Annotated in this window: 17 protein-coding genes; 12 read left to right on the top strand and 5 right to left on the bottom strand. The window is 57.3% G+C overall.

The window, feature by feature from the left end; all coding sequences use genetic code 11:
- Window positions 1-123: 123 nt before the first annotated feature.
- Window positions 124-543: a very short patch repair endonuclease gene (locus KVG88_RS21450; protein WP_367616855.1), complete on the bottom strand. Its 420-nt coding sequence runs from the start codon at window positions 541-543 to the stop codon at window positions 124-126.
- Window positions 544-577: 34 nt separating this feature from the next.
- Between KVG88_RS21450 and KVG88_RS21445 the strand changes: the two genes are divergently transcribed.
- Window positions 578-2,272, top strand: a complete 1,695-nt coding sequence (locus KVG88_RS21445; protein WP_367616852.1) for a DNA cytosine methyltransferase — start codon at window positions 578-580, stop codon at window positions 2,270-2,272.
- 164 nt (window positions 2,273-2,436) lie between these two features.
- Here KVG88_RS21445 and KVG88_RS31280 read toward each other — a convergent pair whose 3' ends face one another.
- From KVG88_RS31280 to KVG88_RS21430, 3 genes are all read right to left on the bottom strand, one after another.
- Window positions 2,437-2,835: an HNH endonuclease gene (locus KVG88_RS31280; RefSeq protein ID WP_225934102.1), complete on the bottom strand. Its 399-nt coding sequence runs from the start codon at window positions 2,833-2,835 to the stop codon at window positions 2,437-2,439.
- A 795-nt stretch (window positions 2,836-3,630) separates the two neighbouring features.
- Complete coding sequence (locus KVG88_RS21435; protein WP_217872695.1) at window positions 3,631-4,878, bottom strand: ribonucleotide-diphosphate reductase subunit beta; 1,248 nt, start codon at window positions 4,876-4,878, stop codon at window positions 3,631-3,633.
- Window positions 4,879-5,425: 547 nt separating this feature from the next.
- On the bottom strand, window positions 5,426-5,689 hold the full coding sequence (locus KVG88_RS21430; RefSeq protein ID WP_217872694.1) for a DUF2790 domain-containing protein: 264 nt from the start codon (window positions 5,687-5,689) through the stop codon (window positions 5,426-5,428).
- Window positions 5,690-6,165: 476 nt separating this feature from the next.
- Here KVG88_RS21430 and acs point away from each other — a divergent pair, with 476 nt between their 5' ends.
- From acs to argR, 7 genes are all read left to right on the top strand, one after another.
- Window positions 6,166-8,121: an acetate--CoA ligase gene (acs, locus tag KVG88_RS21425; RefSeq protein ID WP_217872693.1), complete on the top strand. Its 1,956-nt coding sequence runs from the start codon at window positions 6,166-6,168 to the stop codon at window positions 8,119-8,121.
- A gap of 701 nt (window positions 8,122-8,822) precedes the next feature.
- Window positions 8,823-9,599, top strand: coding sequence for an ABC transporter substrate-binding protein (locus KVG88_RS21420; protein WP_150705126.1), 777 nt, complete (start codon window positions 8,823-8,825; stop codon window positions 9,597-9,599).
- Window positions 9,600-9,690: 91 nt separating this feature from the next.
- Window positions 9,691-10,380 carry an ABC transporter permease gene (locus KVG88_RS21415; protein WP_150705125.1) on the top strand — a complete coding sequence of 230 codons (690 nt, stop codon included), beginning with the start codon at window positions 9,691-9,693 and terminating at the stop codon, window positions 10,378-10,380.
- Entirely contained in the window at window positions 10,377-11,075 is a 699-nt protein-coding gene (locus tag KVG88_RS21410; RefSeq protein ID WP_150705124.1) for an ABC transporter permease, read from the top strand. Before KVG88_RS21415 ends, KVG88_RS21410 begins: the two co-directional genes overlap by 4 nt.
- Before the next feature lies 1 nt (window position 11,076).
- Window positions 11,077-12,189, top strand: coding sequence for a M14 family metallopeptidase (locus KVG88_RS21405; RefSeq protein ID WP_217872692.1), 1,113 nt, complete (start codon window positions 11,077-11,079; stop codon window positions 12,187-12,189).
- Window positions 12,190-12,216: 27 nt separating this feature from the next.
- Window positions 12,217-12,981, top strand: a complete 765-nt coding sequence (locus tag KVG88_RS21400) for an ABC transporter ATP-binding protein (protein WP_007971015.1) — start codon at window positions 12,217-12,219, stop codon at window positions 12,979-12,981.
- Between the two features lie 203 nt (window positions 12,982-13,184).
- Window positions 13,185-14,165, top strand: a complete 981-nt coding sequence (argR, locus tag KVG88_RS21395) for a transcriptional regulator ArgR (protein ID WP_217872691.1) — start codon at window positions 13,185-13,187, stop codon at window positions 14,163-14,165.
- Here argR and KVG88_RS21390 read toward each other — a convergent pair whose 3' ends face one another.
- A complete protein-coding gene (locus tag KVG88_RS21390; RefSeq protein ID WP_217872690.1) occupies window positions 14,166-19,193 on the bottom strand; it encodes a leucine-rich repeat domain-containing protein in 5,028 nt (1,675 codons plus the stop codon).
- Window positions 19,194-19,505: 312 nt separating this feature from the next.
- On the opposite strand from KVG88_RS21390, the gene KVG88_RS21385 reads away from it, so the two are divergent.
- The 4 genes from KVG88_RS21385 to astD all read left to right on the top strand — a co-directional run bounded on the left by KVG88_RS21385 (window position 19,506) and on the right by astD (window position 24,545).
- Window positions 19,506-20,726 (top strand): aspartate aminotransferase family protein, encoded by a 1,221-nt coding sequence (locus KVG88_RS21385; RefSeq protein ID WP_150705120.1) that lies wholly within the window; start codon window positions 19,506-19,508, stop codon window positions 20,724-20,726.
- Between the two features lie 228 nt (window positions 20,727-20,954).
- Window positions 20,955-21,974 (top strand): arginine/ornithine succinyltransferase subunit alpha, encoded by a 1,020-nt coding sequence (gene aruF / locus KVG88_RS21380; RefSeq protein ID WP_150705119.1) that lies wholly within the window; start codon window positions 20,955-20,957, stop codon window positions 21,972-21,974.
- A gap of 79 nt (window positions 21,975-22,053) precedes the next feature.
- Window positions 22,054-23,079, top strand: a complete 1,026-nt coding sequence (gene astA, locus KVG88_RS21375) for an arginine N-succinyltransferase (protein ID WP_150705118.1) — start codon at window positions 22,054-22,056, stop codon at window positions 23,077-23,079.
- Window positions 23,076-24,545: a succinylglutamate-semialdehyde dehydrogenase gene (gene astD, locus KVG88_RS21370; RefSeq protein WP_191630570.1), complete on the top strand. Its 1,470-nt coding sequence runs from the start codon at window positions 23,076-23,078 to the stop codon at window positions 24,543-24,545. The genes astA and astD overlap by 4 nt, the downstream gene beginning before the upstream one ends.
- Window positions 24,546-24,552: the final 7 nt, after the last annotated feature.

The raw sequence follows: 24,552 nt of genomic DNA, 5'->3' as shown, positions 1-24,552 counted from the left end.
CATCACTTTGCCACTTAATGCGTGATTGGCCCAGTCCATTTTGCGAAGACAGCTGATTGAATTAATTCGGGAAAGACGCGCATCAGGCACGCCATCTATCAGGCATCGACCGATGGAAGGGTATTATGCATCCATCACAGGAAAGTCGGGCCAGGAGACGTATTTTTGATTACAATCCGGCACGGCTTCCAGAAGCCAGTTCATTTCTGTTTCAGGCCCTCGGATACCACACTCCCAAAGCTCGAAGACACGCCACCCCTGCTGAAGCAGCTCGGTTTTGTTCCTGAGGTCTCGCTTCACATTCTGGTCGAATTTCAGTCGCCAGAATTCTTCGCGAGTTCGAGGGGTTGTGGCATATCTGCAGCCCGGGTGTCTGTGCCAGAAGCAGCCATGAATGAAAATGCAGACGTTGTAGCGAGGAAGCACTACGTCTGGCCGACCTGGAAGCTTCCGAGAGTGCAGTCGATACCTGAAGCCATGCCGATGCAGCAGCTTCCGGACCTTCAACTCGGGAGATGTATTGCTGCCGCGAATAGCGGCCATCATGCGAGACCTGACCTCTTTGCTGACTATGTCCATGACCGAGCCCCAGATGAATTTGCCGTTAGCCCGAGATAAAGCTGTCGAATGCAAAACTGAGCTTTCGAAGCCGATCCAGATCGTTGATCTCTTTGCAGGCCCTGGAGGGCTTGGCGAGGGGTTCGCATCTTCGGGTAGCGGAACCCGGTTCGAGATAGTGGTCTCAGCTGAAATGGACCCTGTTGCTCGGGAAACACTAAAGCTGAGAGCGTTCTACAGGCTACTAAAGCTGAAGAAACCTGATCGGCTCTGCGATTACTACGATTTTTGCAACGGCCGTAGTCAAACGCCTTTCAGTGATACAAGCAAATCCCTGTGGCTTGAGGCCGAAGAAGAGGCTAGGTGTATCACCTTAGGTTCAGACAAAGGTGACAAAGAACTCGATAAGATTCTCGACAAACGACTCGAAGATCGACCTTGGGTGCTTATTGGTGGCCCTCCTTGTCAAGCCTATTCAATCGTAGGTCGATCACGCAATCAGGGAAAGGCCGATTACAGCGCCGAAAATGATCATCGCCATTTCCTCTACAAAGAATATCTGCGAATCATCAAGGAAAGGAAACCGGCAGTTTTCGTTATGGAAAACGTGAAGGGGATTCTGTCCTCGAAAATTGCAGGTGAAAGTATATTTACGCAAATACTGCAGGACCTTACTGACCCAAACAAGGCTCTAGATGATCCCGCGCCCGGCACAAGGTATCGTATCTGTTCCCTCGTGACGGGCCAATCCTTCGGCCCTGGTGATGATGTGAATAAAGTGGATCCTCGCGGCTTCATTATCAAAGCCGAGGAACACGGCATTCCTCAGGCCAGGCATCGGGTAATCCTCCTAGGTATTGCCTTGGACGATCAAGGAAATATTCCCGAGTACGGAAGCGTCCCCGAACTCACTGGGCGAGTCAGTACGAAGCAGGTACTCGGTGACCTCCCAGAGTTGCGCAGTCGACTGACCAAGCAGCGTGATGACAGCGAAGCTTGGTACAGGGAAGTTGCAAACCAGCTCGATGAGCTCAGATCTGAAGTCGACTCGAGAATCGAGCCGAAGCTCGATTCTGCGATGAAAATCGCACGTGAGGCTCTTTTGTCAACCTCTCTAGATGTCGGCGCGCTTCGAGTAGCTCGCCGCAAGGGGGACGGCAGAACCGGCGATAAAAATTTGGACCGATGGTATCGCGATGACAACCTAGAAAATTGGCTCAATCACGATGCGCGCGGGCACATGTCTTCTGACCTGCGCAGATACATGTTTGCCAGTGTCTATGCTCGAGCCTACAAGACGTCTCCAAAAGGGCATCAACAGTTTAGCCTTTCAGGTCTTGCACCTGCTCACAAGAACTGGGAAAGCGGCAAGTTTAGTGATCGTTTCAGGGTTCAGCTGGAGGAGCTTCCGGCAACGACCGTCACTAGTCATATATCCAAGGATGGTCACTACTTCATCCACTACGACCCCAAGCAATGTCGAAGCTTGACGGTAAGAGAGGCGGCTCGGCTTCAGACGTTTCCTGATAATTATTTTTTTCAAGGTAATCGAACCCAACAGTTTCATCAGGTTGGAAATGCAGTGCCACCATTGCTGGCTAACAAGATTGCTTCGGTTGTGTATGACGTAGTGTGCAAGAAAAACCTAGAGAAAGAACGAGAGTATCTTTGTGATGCTCTGGTATCGTCAGTTGCATTTTCGACAAATGCATAGATTGGCAAATAAATGCTCTTTACTTGGTCACTTCGAAACAGGTAATCGTAGAAGTGGCCAATCTCCCAGTCGCAGCCGCCATCATTGAAAACCCTACTACCCATAGATCAATGGTCAAGTTGGCGCGTAATCGCTCCATGTAGGTATGCGAGCATCATCGCACTTTATGTTGGAGTCATGAAATGTCGTCTGATTGCTTGCATTGGCGATACCTGGTGATCCGTAAAGCTAGTATTTATACCAAGTTTGGTCTTTGTTAGATGTGACGGCTTCGCCGGCGTGCTTCTCATCTGGTTGCACTCTTTGCAAAGCAACTGAATATTTGATGTGTCATTAAGCCCATGTTTAGCCAGCGGCACTATATGGTCATAATTTTTATGGTTTTCTAGATTTATTTGACCAAATAAGTCTTTATCACAAAGTACGCAGCGACCTCGGTCGCGATAGAAAACTGCACGACGGACCCATTTTGGAATGGTTACACGTTTCAATATGCCAGGCCTCAAAAAGAGATATTCTAGTTCTGTTGGGGCGTTGTAGCTTGCCTCAGTCTGTAGGAGCATTGGCCAACATAATGTTGAAAATTTTTATTAGTTCACGATTTTGGAATAACACATGAAACACTTCCTTTGTGATATGCTCGATTAGTTGATCAAACACGCCGTCCTCTCGAAGCTCATGGATGAATTCATATACGTCATCCACATCGCAATCGATTAAGTTTTTTTCCACGCTTATCAAGGAATGCTTCGAAGCTTTGATACTTCATGTTGTGGTATTCCAGTGCGCGCTCAATTGGCAGCATGCTTGGTCTCATGTGCTACAAAAGAATAGGTAGCTCTTGAAGGCGCTTCAACATGTTCTTCTTTTTTGCTAAGGCAGATTCGTCCGCCTGCTCGTAATAAACATCCTGAACTATAAACTCTATGAGCTTATGTAAGGCTGGGTATTTCCTAAGTGCGCACAACCTAAAATAAATTCGACCATCACCATGGAATTCATTAAGTGTTCTAAGATGATCGTCCGGAAAGTAAAAGGATGTTTTTTATGATATTGCAAAAGTAATAAGTATCATAAAATCGCGCTTCCAGCATGTCTGTGAACCTCCGTTTACTTTGTAAAAAATGTGCTTAGGTCCATATGGCTCAAGCTCTATGGCTGCATTCGCTCTAAGCGCATGTGTATAATGTCATTTTGCAGTTTTCACTTCTATAGGCTTAGCCCGCGCGGTGTGACCGAAGATGAATAGGTATAAAAACTGGTAGATTTTCAAAAAAAAGCCCCGATCAGATCAGGGCTTTTGTATTTTTGATTTGTCGGTTCAGAGTGCAATCGTCAAATTGTGGCGAGCTCAGGAATCAATCCCAGCTAAGCGCACCACCGGTTTGGTATTCAATTACGCGCGTCTCAAAGAAATTCTTCTCTTTCTTCAAGTCCATGATCTCGCTCATCCAAGGGAACGGGTTAGTCGTCCCTGGGTACTCTTCCTTCAACCCAATCTGCGACAAGCGACGGTTAGCGATGAACTTCAGGTAGTCCTCCATCATCGCCGCGTTCATGCCCAGCACGCCGCGAGGCATGGTGTCGCGGGCGTATTCGATTTCCAGTTGAGTACCTTGCAGAATCATCTGCGAAGCCTCTTCCTTCATCTCAGCATCCCACAAATGTGGGTTTTCGATTTTGATCTGGTTGATCACGTCGATGCCGAAGTTCAGGTGCATGGATTCGTCGCGCAGGATGTATTGGAACTGCTCGGCGACGCCGGTCATTTTGTTGCGGCGGCCCATGGAGAGGATCTGGGTGAAGCCGCAGTAGAAGAAGATGCCTTCCAGAACGCAGTAGTAGGCGATCAGGTTGCGCAGCAGTTCTTTGTCGGTTTCGACGGTGCCGGTTTCGAACTTCGGATCGGAGATCGAGCGGGTGTATTTCAGGCCCCAGGTGGCTTTTTTCGCGACCGATGGGATCTCGTGGTACATGTTGAAGATTTCGCCTTCATCCATGGCCAGCGATTCGATGCAGTACTGGTAGGCGTGGGTGTGGATCGCCTCTTCGAAGGCCTGGCGCAGGATGTACTGGCGGCATTCCGGGTTGGTGATCAGGCGGTACACGGCCAGGACCAGGTTGTTGGCAACCAGGGAGTCGGCGGTGGAGAAGAAGCCGAGGTTGCGCATCACGATGCGGCGCTCGTCGTCGGTCAGGCCTTCCGGGTTTTTCCAGAGGGCGATGTCGGCGGTCATGTTGACTTCTTGCGGCATCCAGTGGTTTGCGCAACCGTCCAGGTATTTCTGCCAGGCCCAGTCGTACTTGAAGGGCACGAGTTGGTTGAGGTCGGCGCGGCAGTTGATCATGCGCTTTTCGTCAACGGCGACACGGGCGGAGGCGCCTTCGAGTTCGGCGAGGCCTTCGGCGACGTCGAGGGAATCCAGGGCAGCTTTGGCGCGGGCAACGGCGGCGGAGTCAGCAGCGGTCACGGCACGGGCTTCCAGGGCGGCGGCACCGCCGGCGCTGTCGAGACGGTCCATGTTGGCTTCGGTGGCGTGGCCAGCGTTATTGCCCTTGACTGCTACTTCCGTGTCTTCTTTGTCGAATTCGTCCCAGCTCAGCATGACGTGTCGTCTCCTGCGTGAGGGCCAGTGTGCCCGTGTGAAATTGATGGGTTGGTATTTCACACGGTCGTACTGACCGCGTTGGATCTAAAGGAATCGTTTTTGCACCCGCCAAGGCAGGCCATAAAACAGAATTTTTTACGGGGATCCGAGAGCCTCTGATGGGCGCAATCAGCATCGAATGCCGTTGCGGGGCTTCAGACTGGCTATTCATCCCTGTAAGGGGATATTGCAGGCCCGTTTAAGGCCGCATTATAGGGAAATTTTTACGGTCGTGGTGGGGCGAATCCGCGCATGAAGCGGACGAGAGGGCGGGTTTTTCGGTCGGAGCGAGGGTTTACAGGGCTTTGGCGGGTGAAGATTTTTTTTCGTAAATTTTGCTTGAATCCGGTTTTGTTCAAAAAGTAGTCAAAAAATGCCATTTTTCACTACATCTTGTGTTTGGTGACGCTTTTCGACGACTGCAAACACAACTGAGCCCGACCGAAGCCGGGCTGGAATCGACCCTCAGCCTACGCTGAAATGATCCGATTCGGTGCAGTCTGAATCAGCCGCTGGAGCAGCCGTTGCCCATCACGCTGTAACGCAGAATATGGCGCTGACCTTTTGAGTCGTCGTATTCCATTTTCGCCGGGACAACTTCACATACATTGGGAACTTCGCTCATGGAAACAACTTTGGCGATGTCCAGGTGCATCGAGTAAGTGTATTCCTCGATAGGGGGTTGTTGCTGCGCGACATCAGTCTGGACCTCGTCTGCCATGGCGTTTGCGCACAGACTGCTGAGGGCCAGAACCAATAAAGCTTTCATTTAAGTTTTACCTTTCTTGAGGCGAGAGGGGACACGCAACCTTTTTGGGATTGCGTGTGGAGCTTTAGTACTCGGTGTTTTGATTAACGGCCTTCGTGGGGGCTGTAACTGGGTTAATCAGATTTGCCTGGTTGGCGGAGCAGATTTTAGTCGCGGGCGCTTCGTCCATATAGCCGTGGTTTTGATAAACACCTTTGACAGATCCTGTAACAATCCCCGTAGGAGCTGCCGGAGGCTGCGATCTTTTGATTTTCAAGGAGCAAGATCAAAAGATCGCAGCCTTCGGCAGCTCCTACAGAAATTTGCGTTTACCTGGTGCGTTTGGGGGATGGCCGCAAATGCCCGGTCTGGCAGGCTGCGCAGCTAATCACGACAATTTGTAGGGGCTTGTTACTACCATCGTCGAATGGTTCTATAGCCGCGGCCCGGCTAAAACGGGGTCATACAAAAACAACTATTCCACCGAGGTAAGAAAGATGAGTGCGGCTTCCCTGTATCCCGTTCGTCCCGAGGTTCTGGCCAATACGCTGACCGACGAGGCGACCTACAAGGCCATGTACCAGCAGTCCGTCGTCAACCCGGATGGCTTCTGGCGCGAGCAAGCCAAGCGCCTCGACTGGATCAAGCCTTTCACCACGGTGAAGCAGACTTCCTTCGACGATCACCATGTCGACATCAAATGGTTCGCCGACGGCACCCTGAACGTTTCCTACAACTGCCTCGACCGTCATCTGGCCGAGCGCGGCGATCAAGTCGCAATCATCTGGGAAGGCGACGACCCTGCCGAGAGCCGCAACATCACCTACCGCGAACTGCACGAGCAAGTGTGCAAATTCGCCAACGCCCTGCGCGGCCAGGATGTGCACCGCGGCGACGTGGTGACTATCTATATGCCGATGATCCCCGAAGCCGTGGTCGCCATGCTGGCCTGTACCCGGATCGGCGCGATTCACTCGGTGGTGTTCGGTGGTTTCTCGCCGGAAGCACTGGCTGGCCGCATCATTGACTGCAAATCCAAAGTGGTGATCACTGCCGACGAAGGCGTTCGTGCCGGCAAGAAGATCCCGCTCAAGGCCAACGTCGACGACGCCTTGACCAACCCGGAAACCAGCAGCATCCAGAAAGTCATCGTGTGCAAGCGCACCGGTGGCGACATCAAGTGGAACCAGCATCGCGACATCTGGTTCGAGGACCTGATGAAAGTGGCGGGCACCGTGTGCGCGCCAAAAGAGATGGGCGCTGAAGAAGCGCTGTTCATCCTTTACACCTCCGGCTCCACCGGCAAGCCGAAGGGCGTGCAACACACCACTGGCGGCTACCTGTTGTATGCGGCCATGACCCACGAGCGCGTGTTCGACTACCGTCCGGGCGAAATCTACTGGTGCACCGCCGACGTCGGCTGGGTCACCGGCCACAGCTACATCGTCTACGGCCCGCTGGCCAATGGCGCGACCACGCTGCTGTTCGAAGGCGTACCGAACTATCCGGATATCACCCGGGTGGCGAAGATCGTCGACAAGCACAAGGTCAACATCCTCTACACCGCACCGACCGCAATCCGCGCGATGATGGCCGCGGGCAACGCCGCTGTTGAAGGCGCCGATGGCAGCAGCCTGCGTCTGTTGGGTTCGGTGGGCGAGCCGATCAACCCGGAAGCCTGGGACTGGTACTACAAGAATGTCGGCAAGTCCCGTTGCCCGATCGTCGACACCTGGTGGCAGACCGAAACCGGCGGCAACATGATGAGTCCGCTGCCGGGCGCTCACGCCCTCAAGCCGGGTTCTGCGGCACGCCCGTTCTTCGGCGTGGTGCCGGCCCTGGTGGATAATCTGGGTAACATTATCGAAGGCGAGGCCGAGGGCAACCTGGTGATTCTCGATTCGTGGCCAGGCCAGGCGCGTACGCTGTTCGGCGATCACGACCGCTTCGTCGACACCTACTTCAAAACCTTCCGTGGCATGTACTTCACCGGTGACGGCGCGCGTCGCGATGCCGATGGCTACTACTGGATCACCGGTCGCGTCGACGACGTACTCAACGTTTCCGGCCACCGCATGGGCACCGCTGAAATCGAAAGCGCGATGGTTGCGCACCCGAAGGTCGCCGAAGCCGCAGTGGTTGGCGTGCCGCACGACATCAAGGGGCAGGGCATTTATGTCTACGTCACCCTCAAGAATGGCGAAGAGCCGAACGAGCAACTGCGCCTGGAACTGAAAAACTGGGTGCGTAAGGAGATTGGTCCGATTGCTTCGCCGGATGTGATCCAGTGGGCGCCGGGCCTGCCGAAAACCCGCTCGGGCAAGATCATGCGCCGCATTCTGCGCAAGATTGCGACGGCTGAATATGATGGGTTGGGTGATATCTCCACCCTGGCCGATCCGGGTGTGGTGCAGCATTTGATTGATACGCACAAGACGATGAATGTGGCGTAAGCGCTGATTCTGAGTCACTGAAAGCCCCGTCAGGTGTGAGCCTGGCGGGGCTTTTTTGTGGCTGAGGGTTTTGTGTTGGCTGGGCTGGCCTCATCGCTAGCAGGCTAGCTCCCACAGGGGATTTGAGGTGGGTGAAAATTGTGGGTACGACACAAAACCATTGTGGGAGCTAGCCTGCTAGCGATGTCGATCTGTCAGACACCACTTAAACCCGGCCAATAATTATCGGCTTCCACCCTCGGAACATTCCTACTGTTACCCGTGATCTTTCAGGTTACTGAATGTGTAACCGCCTCGCGCCGATTCGGGGCATTGGGAAACGCCGCGCTTCCTTTCAGGGCCTTGAAGCCCTCTCGAAAAAATAAGACTCCACGCTGCGCTTGCCGGATTAGAAGGCTTTGCCAATAATAGGCCCGCAATTTGCTACATAGATCGGTTCAATGTCTTTTGCTCTTGCATGATTTTGCAGGGCTGTCAACGTGCCTAAACGGCTTTCTCGGTGCTTCTGTAATTAGTTGTCGCATTGAAGAAATATCGGCTTCGGGCCTGTCGTTAGAATGCCGATCACTCGCTCGTCGTTGCTCGTGTTGAATTTCAACACCCGCTTCCTAGGACGCAGCAATGCTTTCCGGTCCCACTCATTCGCATAATGGGCTGTCGCTCACTCTGCCGTTTTAGCCCTTTACCGATGGAGTCCCAAGATGAAGAAACTCGTGCTGCTTGGCGCCCTGGCACTGTCCACTGTGCTGTCCCTGCCAACTTTCGCCGATGAAAAGCCTCTGAAAATCGGTATCGAAGCGGCTTACCCTCCGTTCGCCTCGAAAGCACCGGATGGCAGCATCGTCGGTTTCGACTACGACATCGGCAACGCCCTGTGCGAAGAGATGAAGGTCAAGTGCGTGTGGGTCGAGCAAGAGTTCGACGGTCTGATCCCGGCACTCAAAGTGCGCAAGATCGACGCGATCCTGTCGTCCATGTCGATCACTGAAGACCGCAAGAAGTCCGTGGACTTCACCAACAAGTACTACAACACCCCGGCCCGCCTGGTCATGAAGGCCGGCACTCAGGTCAGCGAAGGCCTGACCGAGCTCAAGGGCAAGAACATCGGCGTGCAACGTGGTTCGATCCACGAGCGTTTCGCCCGCGAAGTCCTGGCCCCGCTGGGTGCCGAGATCAAGCCATACGGTTCGCAGAACGAAATTTACCTCGACGTGGCCGCTGGTCGCCTCGACGGCACCGTGGCAGACGCTACGCTGCTGGATGACGGTTTCCTGAAGACCGACGCCGGTAAAGGTTTCGCGTTCGTCGGTCCTGCGTTCACCGACGTCAAATACTTCGGCGACGGCGTAGGCATCGCGGTTCGCAAGGGCGATGCGCTGAAAGACAAGATCAACACCGCGATCGCGGCCATTCGCGAGAACGGCAAATACAAGCAAATCCAGGACAAGTACTTCGCCTTCGATATCTACGGCAAGTAATCCGTCCACGCGACAAGTCCGAAATGGCGCAAGCAACAGGATCTCTGAGGTTTGCGCCATTTTTTCATCCCAACTTTCGAGGACCTGAATCATGTTGAAAGGCTACGGGGCTGTCATCCTCGATGGCGTTTGGCTGACGCTTCAGCTCGCCTTGTCGTCCATGGCCCTGGCCATCGTTCTGGGCCTGATCGGCGTGGCACTGCGTCTGTCGCCGGTACGCTGGCTAGCCTGGCTGGGCGATCTGTACTCCACCGTGATTCGCGGCATTCCCGACCTGGTGCTGATCCTGCTGATTTTCTACGGCGGCCAGGACCTGCTCAACCGCGTCGCACCGATGCTCGGTTACGACGAGTACATCGACCTGAATCCGTTGGCTGCCGGTATCGGCACCCTGGGTTTCATCTTCGGTGCGTACTTGTCGGAAACCTTCCGTGGCGCGTTCATGGCGATCCCCAAGGGGCAGGCTGAAGCGGGCATGGCTTACGGCATGAGCAGTTTTCAGGTGTTCTTCCGGGTGTTGGTGCCACAGATGATCCGCCTGGCGATTCCGGGCTTCACCAACAACTGGCTGGTTCTGACCAAGGCCACCGCGCTGATTTCGGTGGTAGGTCTGCAAGACATGATGTTCAAGGCCAAGCAGGCGGCAGACGCCACCCGCGAACCTTTCACCTTCTTCCTCGCAGTGGCGGCGATGTACCTGGTGATCACCAGCGTCTCGTTGCTGGCATTGCGTCAACTTGAGAAGCGCTACTCGGTAGGCGTAAGGGCGGCTGATCTATGATCTTCGACTACAACGTCATTTGGGAGTCGTTGCCGCTGTACCTCGGCGGCCTGCTGACTACCCTCAAGTTGCTCGGACTGTCGCTGTTTTTTGGCCTGCTGTGTGCGTTGCCGCTGGGCCTGATGCGGGTCTCGAAAAACGCCGTCGTCAACATGTCGGCCTGGCTCTACACCTACGTGATTCGCGGCACGCCGATGCTGGTGCAGCTGTTTTTGATCTACTACGGTCTGGCGCAATTCGAAGCGGTACGCGAAAGCTTCCTCTGGCCGTGGCTGTCCAGTGCAACGTTCTGTGCGTGCCTGGCGTTCGCGATCAACACCAGCGCCTACACCGCTGAAATCATTGCCGGCAGCCTGCGCGCCACGCCGAACGGCGAGATCGAAGCGGCCAAGGCCATGGGCATGTCGCGGTTCAAGATGTACAAGCGCATCCTGTTGCCATCGGCCCTGCGCCGAGCGCTGCCGCAGTACAGCAACGAAGTGATCATGATGCTGCAGACCACCAGTCTGGCGTCCATCGTGACCCTGATCGACATCACCGGTGCCGCACGCACGGTCAACGCTCAGTTCTACCTGCCGTTCGAGGCGTACATCACCGCCGGCGTGTTCTACCTGTGCCTGACCTTCATTCTGGTGAAGCTGTTCAAACTGGCCGAGCGCCGTTGGCTGGGCTACCTGGCCCCGCGGAAGCACTGATATGGAACGCATCGATCATTCACTGCCGTGGAGCCATTTGGGCAGCGAGCGCAAAATTTCGGTATTCCGTTTCGGCAGTGGCGAGCGCAAGGCCTACATTCAGGCCAGCCTCCACGCCGATGAACTGCCGGGGATGCGCACCGCCTGGGCGCTGAAAAAACGCCTGGCCGAACTCGAAGCCCAAGGCTTGCTCAACGGCGTGATCGAACTGGTACCGGTGGCCAATCCACTGGGCCTCGGTCAACTGCTGCAAGGCAACCATCAAGGGCGTTTCGAGGCGGGCAGCGGCAAGAACTTCAACCGCGATTTCGTCGAGCTGAGCGCGCCTGTCGCCGCAGAACTCGATGGCCATCTCGGCGATGATCCGCACGCTAACATCCGCTTGATCCGCCAGACCATGAGCGATCATCTGGCCGCGTTGCCACCCGCCAGCAGCCAGTTGCAGGGCATGCAACGCATCCTGCTCAGCCATGCTTGCACCGCTGATGTGGTGCTGGATTTGCATTGCGATGCCGAAGCCGCGCTGCACATGTACGCCTTGCCGCAACACTGGCCGCAGTGGCGTTCGCTGGCCGCGCACCTGAACGTGCGGGTCGGTTTGCTGGCGGAAGATTCCGGCGGCAGTTCGTTCGACGAAGCCTGTTCGCTACCGTGGTTGCGTTTGTCCCGTTTGTTCCCGGACGCGCAGATTCCGCTGGCGTGCCTGGCGACTACCATTGAATTGGGTGGTCAGGCCGACACCGGTCGCGCTGAAACCGAGGCGTATGCCGAAGGCATTCTGGCGTTCCTCGCCGAGCAGGGTTTGATCAGCGGCGAATGGCCGAAGCCAGCGCAGGAAGCCTGCGAAGGCATGCCGTTCGAAGGCACCGAATTGTTGTTCGCGCCGCATCCCGGCGTGGTGAGTTTTCTGCGTCAGCCCGGCGAATGGGTTGAAGCCGGTGATGAAATTTTTGAAGTGATCGATCCGCTGGCGGATCGGGTCAGCACGGTGTGTGCTGGTACGTCCGGGGTGCTGTTTGCCATTGAGCGGCTGCGTTATGCCCAACCCGGTTTCTGGCTGGCCAAGGTGGCGGGGCGCGAAGCGCTGCGTCACGGGCGCTTGCTCAACGACTGACTGACTGTTTTTGTGAGAACCGACCGCATGTACAAACTTGAAGTCCAAGACCTGCATAAACGCTATGGCAGTCACGAAGTGCTCAAGGGCGTGTCCCTGAAAGCGGCGGCTGGCGATGTGATCAGCATCATCGGCTCCAGTGGCTCCGGCAAAAGTACTTTCCTGCGTTGCATCAACCTGCTGGAGCAGCCGCACGCGGGCAAGATCCTGCTCAACAACGAAGAGTTGAAGCTGGTGGCGAACAAGGACGGCGCGCTGAAGGCGGCCGACCCGAAACAACTGCAACGCATGCGTTCGCGCCTGTCGATGGTGTTCCAGCATTTCAACCTGTGGTCGCACATGACCGCGCTGGAAAACATCATGGAAGCGCCGGTTCACGTACTCGGCGTTTCAAAAGCCGAAGCGCGCGAGAAGGCCGAGCACTACCTGAACAAGGTTGGCGTGGCTCATCGCAAAGACGCTTACCCAGGCCACATGTCCGGCGGCGAGCAGCAGCGCGTGGCGATTGCCCGTGCGCTGGCGATGGAGCCGGAAGTGATGCTGTTCGACGAACCGACTTCGGCTCTTGACCCGGAGCTGGTCGGCGACGTACTGAAGGTCATGCAGGCCCTGGCCCAGGAAGGCCGGACCATGGTGGTGGTGACTCACGAAATGGGCTTCGCCCGTGAAGTGTCGAACCAGTTGGTGTTCTTGCACAAAGGTGTGGTCGAAGAAAGCGGCAACCCACGCGAAGTGCTGGTGAACCCGCAATCCGAGCGTTTGCAGCAATTCCTCTCGGGCAGCCTGAAGTAATCAAGACTGACGTTGTGCACCTTGTAGGAGCTGCCGAAGGCTGCGATCTTTTGATCTAGATTTTTCGAGTCAAAAGATCGCAGCCTCGTTTCACTCGACAGCTCCTACAGGTTTGATCGTTGCTGGTTTGAAGATTTGCGTTCATTTACGGGCTAGCATTGGCCCATGCCTTCATCACTGTTGTTCGTTTCGGATTGCCCGCCATGACTGCCCATCGAATTGGTTTCCTGATTTGGCCCAGCACTAAAGCACTGACGCTTGCGCTGGCTGAGGAGGCCTTGCGCGTTGCTCAGCGTGTGCATCCGGATGTTGTCTACGAACTGTCGTTCCTGCAAGCCGAACCGCCGATCGAAGGCGAATGGCAACTGCCCGGCGAAGCCTGGACCGGCAAGCTCGAAAACTTCCAGAAATTGTTCTTGCTGGCGGACGAGCCACCGACCACTTTGGCGCCGGCACTCAGCAGTGCGCTCAAGCAACTGGTGCGTTCCGGTTGTGTGATTGGCGGTCTGTCGGCCGGTGTCTATCCGTTGGCGCAACTGGGTTTGCTCGACGGTTATCGTGCGGCCGTGCATTGGCGCTGGCAGGACGATTTCGCCGAACGCTTCCCGAAAGTCATCGCCACCAGCCACTTGTTCGACTGGGATCGCGATCGCCTGACCGCGTGCGGCGGCATGTCGGTACTCGACTTGCTCCTGGCAGTACTGGCTCGCGATCACGGCGCTGAACTGGCAGGCGCCGTCTCCGAAGAACTGGTGGTCGAACGCATCCGCGAAGGCGGCGAACGCCAGCGCATCCCGTTGCAGAACCGCCTCGGCTCCAGCCATCCGAAACTCACCCAAGCGGTGTTGCTGATGGAAGCCAACATCGAAGAACCGCTGACCACCGATGAAATCGCCCAGCACGTGTGCGTGTCCCGTCGGCAACTGGAGCGCATCTTCAAGCAATACCTCAACCGTGTGCCGAGCCAGTACTACCTGGAACTGCGCCTGAACAAGGCCCGGCAGATGTTGATGCAAACCAGCAAGTCGATCATTCAGATCGGCCTGTCGTGCGGCTTCTCTTCAGGGCCACACTTCTCCAGCGCCTACCGCAATTTCTTCGGCGCCACGCCGCGGGAAGATCGCAACCAGCGGCGCAGCAGCAGCCCGTTCGAATTGTCGTCGGTGCCTTCCGAGCGCGGTTGATCAATCTTCGGCGTCTGATGGCTCGGACGTCGACATCTCCAGTTCCGCCCGCTCGATAACGGCTTGAACACCAAAGTCGATGTAGGTGCGCCTGAAGTACTCAATCAGGATTTTCAGGCTTTCTTCGGAAAACGGATTGCCGCGCAAGTCGATGCTTTCGGCGACATCCATCGGCAGTTCCAGAATGTCGCTGGGTACCTGCGTGATTGCGTTTGAGCTTAGGTCAACGGTTTCAAGGGTCTTGAGCTGCAACAGCCCGACGGGTAATTCGCTGAGTGCACAATCATCCAGTTGCAGAGTTGTCAGTTCGCTCATCTGACTGACGTCGGGTGCTAGGCCCAGTGGGTTGTTGCTCAGGTCGAGGAACTCAAGGCGGGTCATCTCGGCCAGGTTCAGCACGCTCTGAGGGGACAGAGTGATGTTGCAGTTGGGGAGGTTTACCGATTTCAGATTGCCCATCTGGAAAATCGAGTCCGGGATATCACCCAGGCGGAAGTGACGAATGCTGATGGTCTTGAGTTTGGGGAATTGCTCCAGAAAACGCGTGACGCCAGCGGTATAGCCACTGTCACTGTTCAAATAAACCATTGACACATGGCTGAAATCAGCACTCAGGGCCGGCAGGTCACCGGTGATCATGGTGTCAGCGCTCAAGTCGAAAGTTGTTAGCAGCAAATCGCTGAATTCATCCGGTTCACTTTCCCGACGCCAGCAGCGCATTACCCGTTGTTTGAATTCGTCTCTGGTCGAGTGCTCGATCAGCAGTTGCTGCGCCGTGAATGGTTGATTGCTGTGTGGGTGGACTTGCGGAATATCGGCGGTCCAGGCCGCCAGTTGGTTTTCCAGGGTGGCGAGTTCGGCTTCCAGGCGTGTCAACGCTACTCGGCCTTCGTCCAGTGTGCCGGGTAACAGGAGAACGAATTTGCTGGCCTCTTCTTGATCCAGTGTGGGGTACAGCGACTGCGCGCGACGAATATCGGCGGCTTCGGCATAGATACCGAAATCCTGACGGGACTGCTGGAAATGTTGCTTGAGGCGTTCGCGCGAACCGCTTGAAAGTGGATTGTTGCCCAGGTCGAAACCATCCTGGGTTCTGCTTGGCTGTATAAACAGGGTGGCGGGCAATTCCCTGATCTGGTTGTCGTTGAGCAGGGCGGTTCGCAGGCGTGGGCGCGTGAACAAATCGTTTGGAAATTCGGTGATGCCGGTGTGTGACAAGTCGACGTAATTGAGGTTGGGCATGGCCCCGAAGTCAGGCACCAGACCCAGTGGATTCCTGTACAAGTCGAGCGTTGTGAGCTGATGCAGACTGGCAAGCGTGGCGTGGCTCTCGGGGCTGAGGGCCACGGCGCAATCGCTGAGAATCAGCTCCCTGAGTTGCAGTGAAGAAAGATTGTCCGGCAGACGACCCAAGTTGACGTAGCGTAATTTCAGCTCACGTAACCCGGGGAAGTTTTTAAGAAACTCATGCATGCCTCGCGTAGCGCTGCTGCCTTCAAGTCTGAGTATGGTTACGCTGCTGAAGTCGCCCGTCAGCGACGGTAGCTCACCGATGATCGGATGGAAAAAGTTAAAGAAGATTGTTTCGGCGGCAGTTTCAGGAAGCGTCCATTGCTGGCGCCAGCAGTCCAGCACATCGATCATGAACTGCTGCCTTATTTGCTTTTGAGACGCGAATTGCTCAGGCGTGACCCTGACCTGGCTATCGGGCACAAACACCGGGACGTCGTTACGCCAGACATTCAGGCTTTCGCAGAGTTGGTCGTGTTGCGTGATGAGCCGCTGGAGTTCGGCGCGAGGTCCTTGTGGGTGTTGTTGCAGGCGCAGGACAAACGCTTCCAGTTCATCGGCGGACAATTGAGGGAACAGCATTTGCGCCCGCTGTTGCAGCGTGGGCGTGTTTCTCGGCATCAGCCGGTAACCATCGCCACCGCCCAGGAGACGCATGACTTTCGGGTCGTAGGTGGGTTTGAAGTTCGGGTGTTCCGCAAACAGTATGCGCAGCGCATCACGACTGAGGGCATGTTGCCGGATGAGTTGCTTGAGTCGATCGCCTTCACCGATATGGATGTTCAATGCTGCGCGTTCACTGTCTGGCAAGGCCTGTAACAGGCTGGCGTATAGCGAACCCGAACCGCTGAGTTCTTCTCCTGCTTCATCGTAAGGCTGGTACGAACCCTCATCGCTCAGAACCAACACCTTGCGCAGGGGCGCTTCGGCACCTCCGAGGCTGTCGATCAACCGGCCTTCAAAATGGTAGTGACGGATTTCCAGGCGCAACTGTGCGGTCCAGCCCGGTAGCTCGGCCAGCGAACGCAATGCCAATCGATCGGTGTCGAGGTTGTCTTTGGTCGACGGCAATTCAAGGCCCTCGTAGGCGCGCGTAATGCGCACCTGCAATCGTGCTTCATGGGCGACGTCAGCCAGCCGTGCAGGTACGTTGCCGCGTTGGAGTTGCTGCCGTTCGAAGTCGCTGGCCGAATCTGCCAAGACTTCGGCGAGGGCGCGCGGCAGCCCAGGTTCGGCGTCCATGATTTTTAGTGCCAGTGACGAGGCCCCCTGTTCAAGCTTGCGGTAGCGTTGCTCGAACAGGCTTTGCCGTTTGCGCTTGGCCAGTTGCGCCAGTATCTGACGAAGGCGGCGAGTGCGACTTTCCAGGCGCGGGGATGGCTCACCGAACGCTTCGCCCATCAAGGTCCTGATTTCGGTTTCCGACAGCGCCGACAAAAACGTATTGAGCACATCACCGTTATTGAGTTGTGTGACGTTGAACTGCAACACCGGCCCATCGGCTGCTCGGGTTTGCCACAGGGTTTGCGCCGATTCGTCGATCAACCTGAGGCCTTTGTTTGCGGGCCAATAACCGTGCTCATGAAGTAACTCAAGCTGCAAGGCGGGGTCGGCGTTCAGATAGTCAGCCGGCTGTTCGCTGCCAATTCGATCAATGAAGGTGTGTAGGTCCTGATCGATCTGGAAACGCTTGAGGGTGTCGGCGAGGAGTGGCGGAACCTGTCCGTTATGAACATGCATTCGGCGCAATACATCTTCGTGGCAGCCGCTGATGCTGAGCATGCGTTCGCGGGTGCTTGCCTCAAAGCGCTGCATGTCCGGACCGATGCGCGCAAGCACTGTGGCCTGATCCCAGTTCAGTGGCCGATCGAGTTCGGTTTGCCAGGCGCCGGCACCGTTGTGTTGGAGTTGGGGTTTGTAGGTCTCAGGTCGGGTGGGGTGGTCGATGCGATGCGTGCGGGTGACCGGGTCCTTGCTCACTGCGTAGTGTTTGTTGTCCAGGTGGAGCAGGGTTTTTCCTTGGTGCTGATACAGGCCTAGTGCATCCGGTTTTGCATCTTTGGGCAATGCCGCAGCGTGTTCGTAAGTGAGCAGGTCTGGCTGCCAGTAGCGGGTGTCGCCGTTTGGCCTTTTGACCGGATTGAAGCGGTCGATGAACTGAACGATCTCCCGGGGCAGCACTGCGCGAAACTCACCTGCCGCGATCACGCCACCTGCCGCAAACGCCCCCAGTTGCACCGCCGATTCGACCACGCCCATGAGGTGACCAAAGGCTTCGCGAGTCTGGCCCTCGGCCCAGTCGACAACGCTTTCGAAGGTTTCGTCGAGTAACTGGTAGGCCATGTAGGCCAACATCATTTCACCGAGAAACGGCACGAAGGGCAGGGCAATGAACGCCGCGATGTTCAGCAGTGTCGAGGCAATTTCCGCGAAGGAATCCCACAGCGCCCAGCGAGCTTTCTGATCGACCGTTGCGGTGGATACCGCGATCACCCGGGCGTCGTTGAGAATCTTGTCGAGCTTGCGCTGATAGAGGTGTGTCCATAGCTCGCCCTGGATGGGCGTTGCTCTCAGGCGCAAATTGGCCCGCGGGTCGGGTGATTCTCTCCAGGTCGGGCGCGGGTCGTCCGGTTGCACAGGCTGCCAGCTGATGGGCGCAAGCAGGTTGTTCAGCTGTGCGAAGAAACGACCACGATCTTCATGGTTGATAAAACGGCTGAAAAACTGTTGGTAGGCGGGAGCGCGCAGGCGTTGGGTCAGGTCCTCGGCGAACGCTGCCGTCGAGGAATACTCCTTCACCGGATGCTCAGGATCGCCTGGAATATAGGCCACCACCCGCACCACTTCCCGGGCGCTCTCCAGGTCTGGAGCAAACAGCAGGATCCCGGTGAGGCGTGCGTTCAGGATCGTCAGGTCATGGCAACCCCACAGCTGACCGCGCAATCGCAGGTGTGGCAAGTTATCGAGCAAACCGAGAATCAGAATGTGAATATCGCTACTCAGGCGATTCTGTGCCTGCGCCATGTGCAATGCAGCGGTGAGCGCGGACTTCTCGCTGTCGCGAATTTTCGGTTGCAGGATCGCTGCGGCCACCGGGTTGCTGATGCCCAGATTGTCCTCCAGATACGCTTTATAGCGCTCGCCTATGTCAAGCTCTCGGCACAGGCCGGTAAAAGCTGAAATGGGCATCTGGCCAGCGACATGCGGCAAGGTTCGGAAATGCCCGTTGGCGGATGGCGTGCTGATGTAAGTCGAGGCGGGCTCGAAGGCAGCCTTGCCGGTTTCAGCCGTTTCGAAGTTATGCAGTGCTGCGTCGAGCAGCGACACCGTCCAGACGCGCGCGCCCCCCGACTTCAAACGCAGCCAGGGCAGGTGAGTTGGAATGTAGAGCCGAAGAAACGTCTCGCGCACGTCCAGATCCAGGCCGAAGCGACGCTTGATTTCGGTTTTGAGCAGTGGCTCGGCGAAGTCCGCTGGGTTTTGCAGATTGGCCAGCGCCTTGTCGACCTGAATCTGGCTGGCAATGTGACGGGCGATCAGCCTGTTTAGCTCTGCCTGTTGATGCTTCGGTGCGTTGCTCATTTCCGCGGGCAACCTGGGTGTGACGTTGCGCAGTGCTTCGCGCCTGTCGGGCGCTGACTGGCGCAGCCAGAGCGGAATGGCGGTTTGCAGATGCTCAAAGTGGGCATCCGGCCGGAAGGCGTCAGAGGTAATGAGGGCGGTAGGGTCGGTATTCATGCGGTGAGGGTGGCCGTGGGTGTTTGATTGGCCCCTAGGAAAACCCGTGAAGGTGGACGATGTGCGGTACATATTTACCGCACGGGACCCATCAGCGCGTGTTACGTCCGGGCAAGCCTGCCGTAAACGCTCGCCGCCAGTTAAACTGCGCCTTTGCGACCCTATATGTCGCATTGCCGTAAACCCGGGAAAATCCGGGGTTTGCGCTATAAGAAGTTGTCGCTTGGCGGCAAGGCCGGGCTGAAAACTGTCCTTACAATCCTCACCAAGCTCGCCAGTTTCAGGCGAGTGTTTTCTCTTCAGGAGACTCCGATGTCCGTTGAGCACGCTGCGGTACAACGCGCCGATTTCGATCAGGTAATGGTTCCCAACTATGCGCCTGCCGCATTCATTCCTGTGCGTGGCGCCGGTTCCCGCGTTTGGGACCAGTCCGGACGCGAGCTGATCGACTTCGCCGGCGGCATTGCCGTTAACGTATTGGGCCACGCGCACCCCGCGCTGGTCGGTGCCTTGACCGAACAGGCGAACAAGCTGTGGCACGTGTCCAACGTGTTCACCAATGAGCCGGCCCTGCGCCTGGCCCATAAGCTGATCGACGCCACGTTTGCCGACCGCGCCTTCTTCTGCAACTCCGGCGCCGAAGCCAACGAGGCCGCCTTCAAGCTGGCCCGTCGTGTCGCTTTCGACCGTTTCGGCAGCGAGAAGTACGAAATCATCGCCGCGCTCAACAGCTTCCACGGCCGTACCCTGTTCACCGTCAACGTCGGTGGCCAGTCGAAGTACTCCGACGGTTTCGGTCCGAAAATCACCGGTATCACCCACGTGCCGTACAACGATCTGGCCGCGCTGAAAGCCGCCATTTCCGACAAGACTTGCGCGGTGGTGCTGGAGCCGATCCAGGGCGAAAGCGGTGTGATTCCGGCCGAACTCGAATACCTGCAAGGCGCCCGCGACCTCTGCACCGCGAACAACGCGCTGCTGATCTTCGACGAAGTGCAAACCGGCATGGGCCGTACCGGCCATCTGTTCGCCTACCAGCATTACGGCGTGATCCCGGACATCCTGACCAGCGCCAAGAGCCTGGGCGGCGGCTTCCCGATTGCAGCGATGCTGACCACTGAAGACCTGGCCAAGCACCTGGTCGTCGGTACCCACGGCACCACTTACGGCGGCAACCCGCTGGCGTGTGCGGTCGCGGAAGCCGTGATCGACGTGATCAACACCCCTGAAGTGCTGGCTGGCGTTAATGCCAAGCACGACAAGTTCAAGGCGCGCCTTGAGCAGATCGGCGAGAAGTACGGCCTGTTCACCAAAGTGCGCGGCATGGGTCTGTTGATCGGTTGCGTGCTGAGCGATGCCTGGAAAGGCAAGGCCAAGGACATTTTCAACGCCGCTGAACAAGAAGGCCTGATGGTCCTGCAAGCCGGCCCGGACGTGGTGCGCTTTGCCCCGAGCCTGGTGGTGGAAGACGCCGACATCGATGCCGGTCTGGACCGCTTCGAGCGTGCCGCTGCAAAACTGACGCAAGCCTGATAGACCCTTCGACGCCTGACCTTTTCAGGCGTCGAACCCAATTTTTTGTTCCGGGCTGGATCAAAAATGTGGGAGCTAGCCTGCTAGCGATGAGGGCCTGATAGTCAACATCATTGTTGCCTGACAGGACGATATCGCTAGCAGGCTAGCTCCCACAGTTGACTCTGAGTTGTGTCAGGGATGGCCCGGGATTTTCTTCACTGAGTTCTGAGATTAAGGAGTGACACCATGCTGGTGATGCGCCCTGCGCAAATGGCTGATCTGGGCGAGGTACAGCGTCTGGCTGCGGACAGCCCGATTGGTGTCACTTCCTTGCCGGATGACGTTGAACGCCTGAGCGACAAGATCGCCGCGAGCGAAGCTTCGTTCGCCGCCGAAGTGAGCTTCAACGGTGAAGAGAGCTACTTCTTCGTCCTTGAAGACTCCGCTACCGGGAAACTGGTCGGCTGCTCGGCTATCGTCGCTTCGGCCGGTTACTCCGAGCCGTTCTACAGCTTCCGCAACGAAACCTTCGTGCACGCCTCCCGCGAGTTGAAGATCCACAACAAGATCCACGTGCTCTCGCAGTGCCACGACCTGACCGGCAACAGCTTGCTGACCAGTTTCTACGTGCAGCGCGACCTGGTGGGTTCGCCGTGGTCGGAACTCAACTCCCGTGGCCGTTTGCTGTTCGTGGCCAGCCATCCTGAGCGTTTTGCCGATTCCGTAGTGACCGAGATCGTTGGTTACAGCGATGAAAACGGTGACTCGCCCTTCTGGGACGCCATCGGTCGCAACTTCTTCGACCTCAACTACGCCGAAGCCGAGCGCCTGTGCGGACTGAAGAGCCGGACGTTCCTCGCCGAACTGATGCCGCATTACCCGATCTACGTGCCACTGTTGCCGGACTCCGCGCAAGAAGCCATGGGCCAGGTGCATCCGCGTGCGCAGATCACCTTCGACATCCTGATGCGCGAAGGCTTCGAGACCGATCATTACATCGACATCTTCGACGGCGGCCCGACCCTGCATGCCCGCGTATCGGGTATCCGTTCGATTGCCCAGAGCCGTGTGGTACCCGTGAAAATCGGCGAGCCGGTCAAAGGCGTCGGCCGTCAGTACCTGGTCGCCAACGCGCAGTTGCAGGATTACCGCGCAGTCTTGCTCGAGCTCGATTACGCGCCGGGCAAGCCCGTCACCCTGGATCTGGAAGCCGCCGAAGCCCTGGGCGTCGGTGAAGGTGCCAGCGTGCGCCTGGTTGCGGTTTAACGCCTGCCTGGCCTGATTGCTTGTTTAGACAGCAGCGAAGTTTCACGGGTGGCGCAAGCGGCCCGTTTGAGGAGATAGCATGATCGTTCGTCCCGTACGCAGCAGCGATTTACCCGCTCTGATCGACCTGGCCCGCAGCACCGGCACCGGCCTGACCACTTTGCCGGCCAACGAAGAACGTCTGGCCCATCGGGTCGGCTGGGCCGAGAAGACTTTCCGCGGCGAAGCCGGGCGGGGCGATGCGGACTACCTGTTCGTGCTTGAAGATGACGACGGTCGCGTGGTGGGCATTTCCGCCATCGCCGGCGCCGTTGGCCTGCGTGAGCCTTGGTACAACTTCCGCGTCGGTTTGACGGTGAGCGCTTCGCAAGAGCTGAACATCTACCGCGAGATCCCGACGCTGTTCCTGGCCAACGACCTGACCGGTAACTCTGAGCTGTGCTCGCTGTTCCTGCACGCCGATTACCGCAGCGGTCTCAACGGCCGCATGCTGTCCAAGGCGCGGATGCTGTTCATCGCCGAATTCCCGCAGCTGTTCGGTAACAAGATCATCGCCGAGATGCGCGGTGTTTCCGATGAGGCCGGGCGTTCGCCGTTCTGGGAAAGCCTGGGTCGACACTTCTTCAAGATGGAATTCAGCCAGGCCGATTACCTGACCGGCGTTGGCAACAAGGCGTTCATCGCCGAGCTGATGCCGAAGTTCCCGCTGTACACCTGCTTCCTGTCGCCGGACGCGCGCAACGTAATCGGCCAGGTCCATCCGGACACCGAGCCGGCGCTGTCGATGCTCAAGAGCGAAGGTTTCAGCTATCAGGGCTACGTCGACATCTTCGACGCCGGCCCGGCCATCGAGTGTGAAACCGGCAAGATTCGTGCGGTACGTGACAGCCAGGCACTGGTGCTGGCCGTCGGCACGCCGGGCGACGACGCCACGCCATTCATCATTCACAACCGCAAGCGCGAAGACTGCCGGATCACGGCCGCTCCTGCACGTCTCGCCGCCGGTACGCTGGTGGTCGATCCGCAGACCGCCAAACGTCTTCAACTCAACGCAGGCGATCAAGTGCGCGCCGTGGCGTTGTCCGCTGCCCGGGAGTCGAAATAATGAAGTCGCTATACATTGCAGGTGAATGGCTGGCAGGCCAGGGTGAAACTTTTGAGTCGCTGAACCCGGTGACCCAGCAAGTGCTGTGGTCCGGCACTGGCGCCACCGTCGATCAAGTTGAATCGGCCGTGCAAGCCGCGCGTCAGGCATTCCCGGATTGGGCACGCCGCACGCTGGAAGAGCGTATCGCCGTGCTGGAAGCCTTTGCTGGCGCCCTGAAAAACAATGCAGACGAACTGGCTCGCACCATCGGCGAAGAAACCGGTAAACCCCTGTGGGAAGCTGCGACCGAAGTCACCAGCATGGTCAACAAGATCGCAATCTCGGTGCAGAGCTACCGTGAGCGTACCGGCGAAAAGAGTGGCCCGTTGGGCGACGCCACCGCCGTGTTGCGCCACAAGCCACACGGTGTGGTCGCTGTCTTCGGTCCTTACAATTTCCCGGGCCACCTGCCCAACGGCCACATCGTGCCGGCACTGCTGGCCGGTAACAGTGTGCTGTTCAAGCCAAGCGAGCTGACGCCGAAAGTGGCTGAGCTGACCGTCAAGTGCTGGATCGAAGCCGGTCTGCCAGCGGGCGTATTGAACCTGCTGCAAGGTGCTCGCGAAACCGGTATCGCGCTGGCGGCGAACCCGGGCATCGACGGTCTGTTTTTCACCGGCTCCAGCCGCACCGGCAATCACCTGCACCAACAATTCGCCGGTCGTCCGGACAAAATCCTCGCGCTGGAAATGGGTGGCAACAACCCACTGGTGGTCGATCAGGTCGCTGACCTCGATGCTGCGGTGTACACCATTATTCAGTCGGCCTTCATTTCGGCCGGTCAGCGTTGCACCTGCGCTCGCCGCTTGCTGGTGCCGCAAGGCGCGTGGGGCGACTCGTTGCTGGCGCGGCTGGTGGCGGTCAGCGCGACAATCGAGGTCGGTGCCTTTGATCAGCAACCGGCGCCGTTCATGGGCTCGGTGGTTTCCCTTGGCGCTGCGAAAGCGTTGATGGATGCGCAGGAACATCTGCTGGGCAATGGCGCCGTGGCACTGCTGGAAATGACTCAGCCACAGGCTCAATCGGCGTTGCTGACGCCGGGCATTCTGGACGTGACCGCCGTGGCCGATCGTCCTGACGAAGAACTGTTCGGCCCGCTGCTGCAAGTGATCCGCTACGCTGATTTTGAAGCGGCCATCGCTGAAGCCAATGACACCGCGTACGGTCTGGCTGCTGGCCTGCTGTCGGATTCCGAAGCGCGTTACCAGCAGTTCTGGCTGGAAAGCCGCGCCGGTATCGTCAACTGGAACAAGCAACTGACCGGCGCCGCGAGCAGCGCGCCATTCGGCGGCGTCGGCGCCTCGGGCAACCACCGCGCCAGCGCCTACTACGCGGCGGACTATTGCGCGTACCCGGTGGCCTCGCTGGAAACGCCGAGCCTGGTATTGCCTGCGACCCTCACGCCTGGCGTGAAGATGGCGTGACGCCCAT

Origin of the sequence: Pseudomonas azerbaijanoccidentalis (genome assembly GCF_019145495.1) — a bacterium.
In the GTDB taxonomy this organism is placed as follows: Bacteria; Pseudomonadota; Gammaproteobacteria; order Pseudomonadales; family Pseudomonadaceae; genus Aquipseudomonas; species Aquipseudomonas azerbaijanoccidentalis.
This window is presented reverse-complemented; position numbering and strand designations above follow the sequence as displayed.

Bases quoted from the DNA above. Each gene is read 5' to 3' on its own strand.
- KVG88_RS21450 (WP_367616855.1), bottom strand. From the start codon at position 543: ATGGCCGCTATTCGCGGCAGCAATACATCTCCCGAGTTGAAGGTCCGG.
- KVG88_RS21445 (WP_367616852.1), top strand. From the start codon at position 578: ATGACCGAGCCCCAGATGAATTTGCCGTTAGCCCGAGATAAAGCTGTC.
- KVG88_RS31280 (WP_225934102.1), bottom strand. From the start codon at position 2,835: ATGCTCCTACAGACTGAGGCAAGCTACAACGCCCCAACAGAACTAGAA.
- KVG88_RS21435 (WP_217872695.1), bottom strand. From the start codon at position 4,878: ATGCTGAGCTGGGACGAATTCGACAAAGAAGACACGGAAGTAGCAGTC.
- KVG88_RS21430 (WP_217872694.1), bottom strand. From the start codon at position 5,689: ATGAAAGCTTTATTGGTTCTGGCCCTCAGCAGTCTGTGCGCAAACGCC.
- acs (WP_217872693.1), top strand. From the start codon at position 6,166: ATGAGTGCGGCTTCCCTGTATCCCGTTCGTCCCGAGGTTCTGGCCAAT.
- KVG88_RS21420 (WP_150705126.1), top strand. From the start codon at position 8,823: ATGAAGAAACTCGTGCTGCTTGGCGCCCTGGCACTGTCCACTGTGCTG.
- KVG88_RS21415 (WP_150705125.1), top strand. From the start codon at position 9,691: ATGTTGAAAGGCTACGGGGCTGTCATCCTCGATGGCGTTTGGCTGACG.
- KVG88_RS21410 (WP_150705124.1), top strand. From the start codon at position 10,377: ATGATCTTCGACTACAACGTCATTTGGGAGTCGTTGCCGCTGTACCTC.
- KVG88_RS21405 (WP_217872692.1), top strand. From the start codon at position 11,077: ATGGAACGCATCGATCATTCACTGCCGTGGAGCCATTTGGGCAGCGAG.
- KVG88_RS21400 (WP_007971015.1), top strand. From the start codon at position 12,217: ATGTACAAACTTGAAGTCCAAGACCTGCATAAACGCTATGGCAGTCAC.
- argR (WP_217872691.1), top strand. From the start codon at position 13,185: ATGACTGCCCATCGAATTGGTTTCCTGATTTGGCCCAGCACTAAAGCA.
- KVG88_RS21390 (WP_217872690.1), bottom strand. From the start codon at position 19,193: ATGAATACCGACCCTACCGCCCTCATTACCTCTGACGCCTTCCGGCCG.
- KVG88_RS21385 (WP_150705120.1), top strand. From the start codon at position 19,506: ATGTCCGTTGAGCACGCTGCGGTACAACGCGCCGATTTCGATCAGGTA.
- aruF (WP_150705119.1), top strand. From the start codon at position 20,955: ATGCTGGTGATGCGCCCTGCGCAAATGGCTGATCTGGGCGAGGTACAG.
- astA (WP_150705118.1), top strand. From the start codon at position 22,054: ATGATCGTTCGTCCCGTACGCAGCAGCGATTTACCCGCTCTGATCGAC.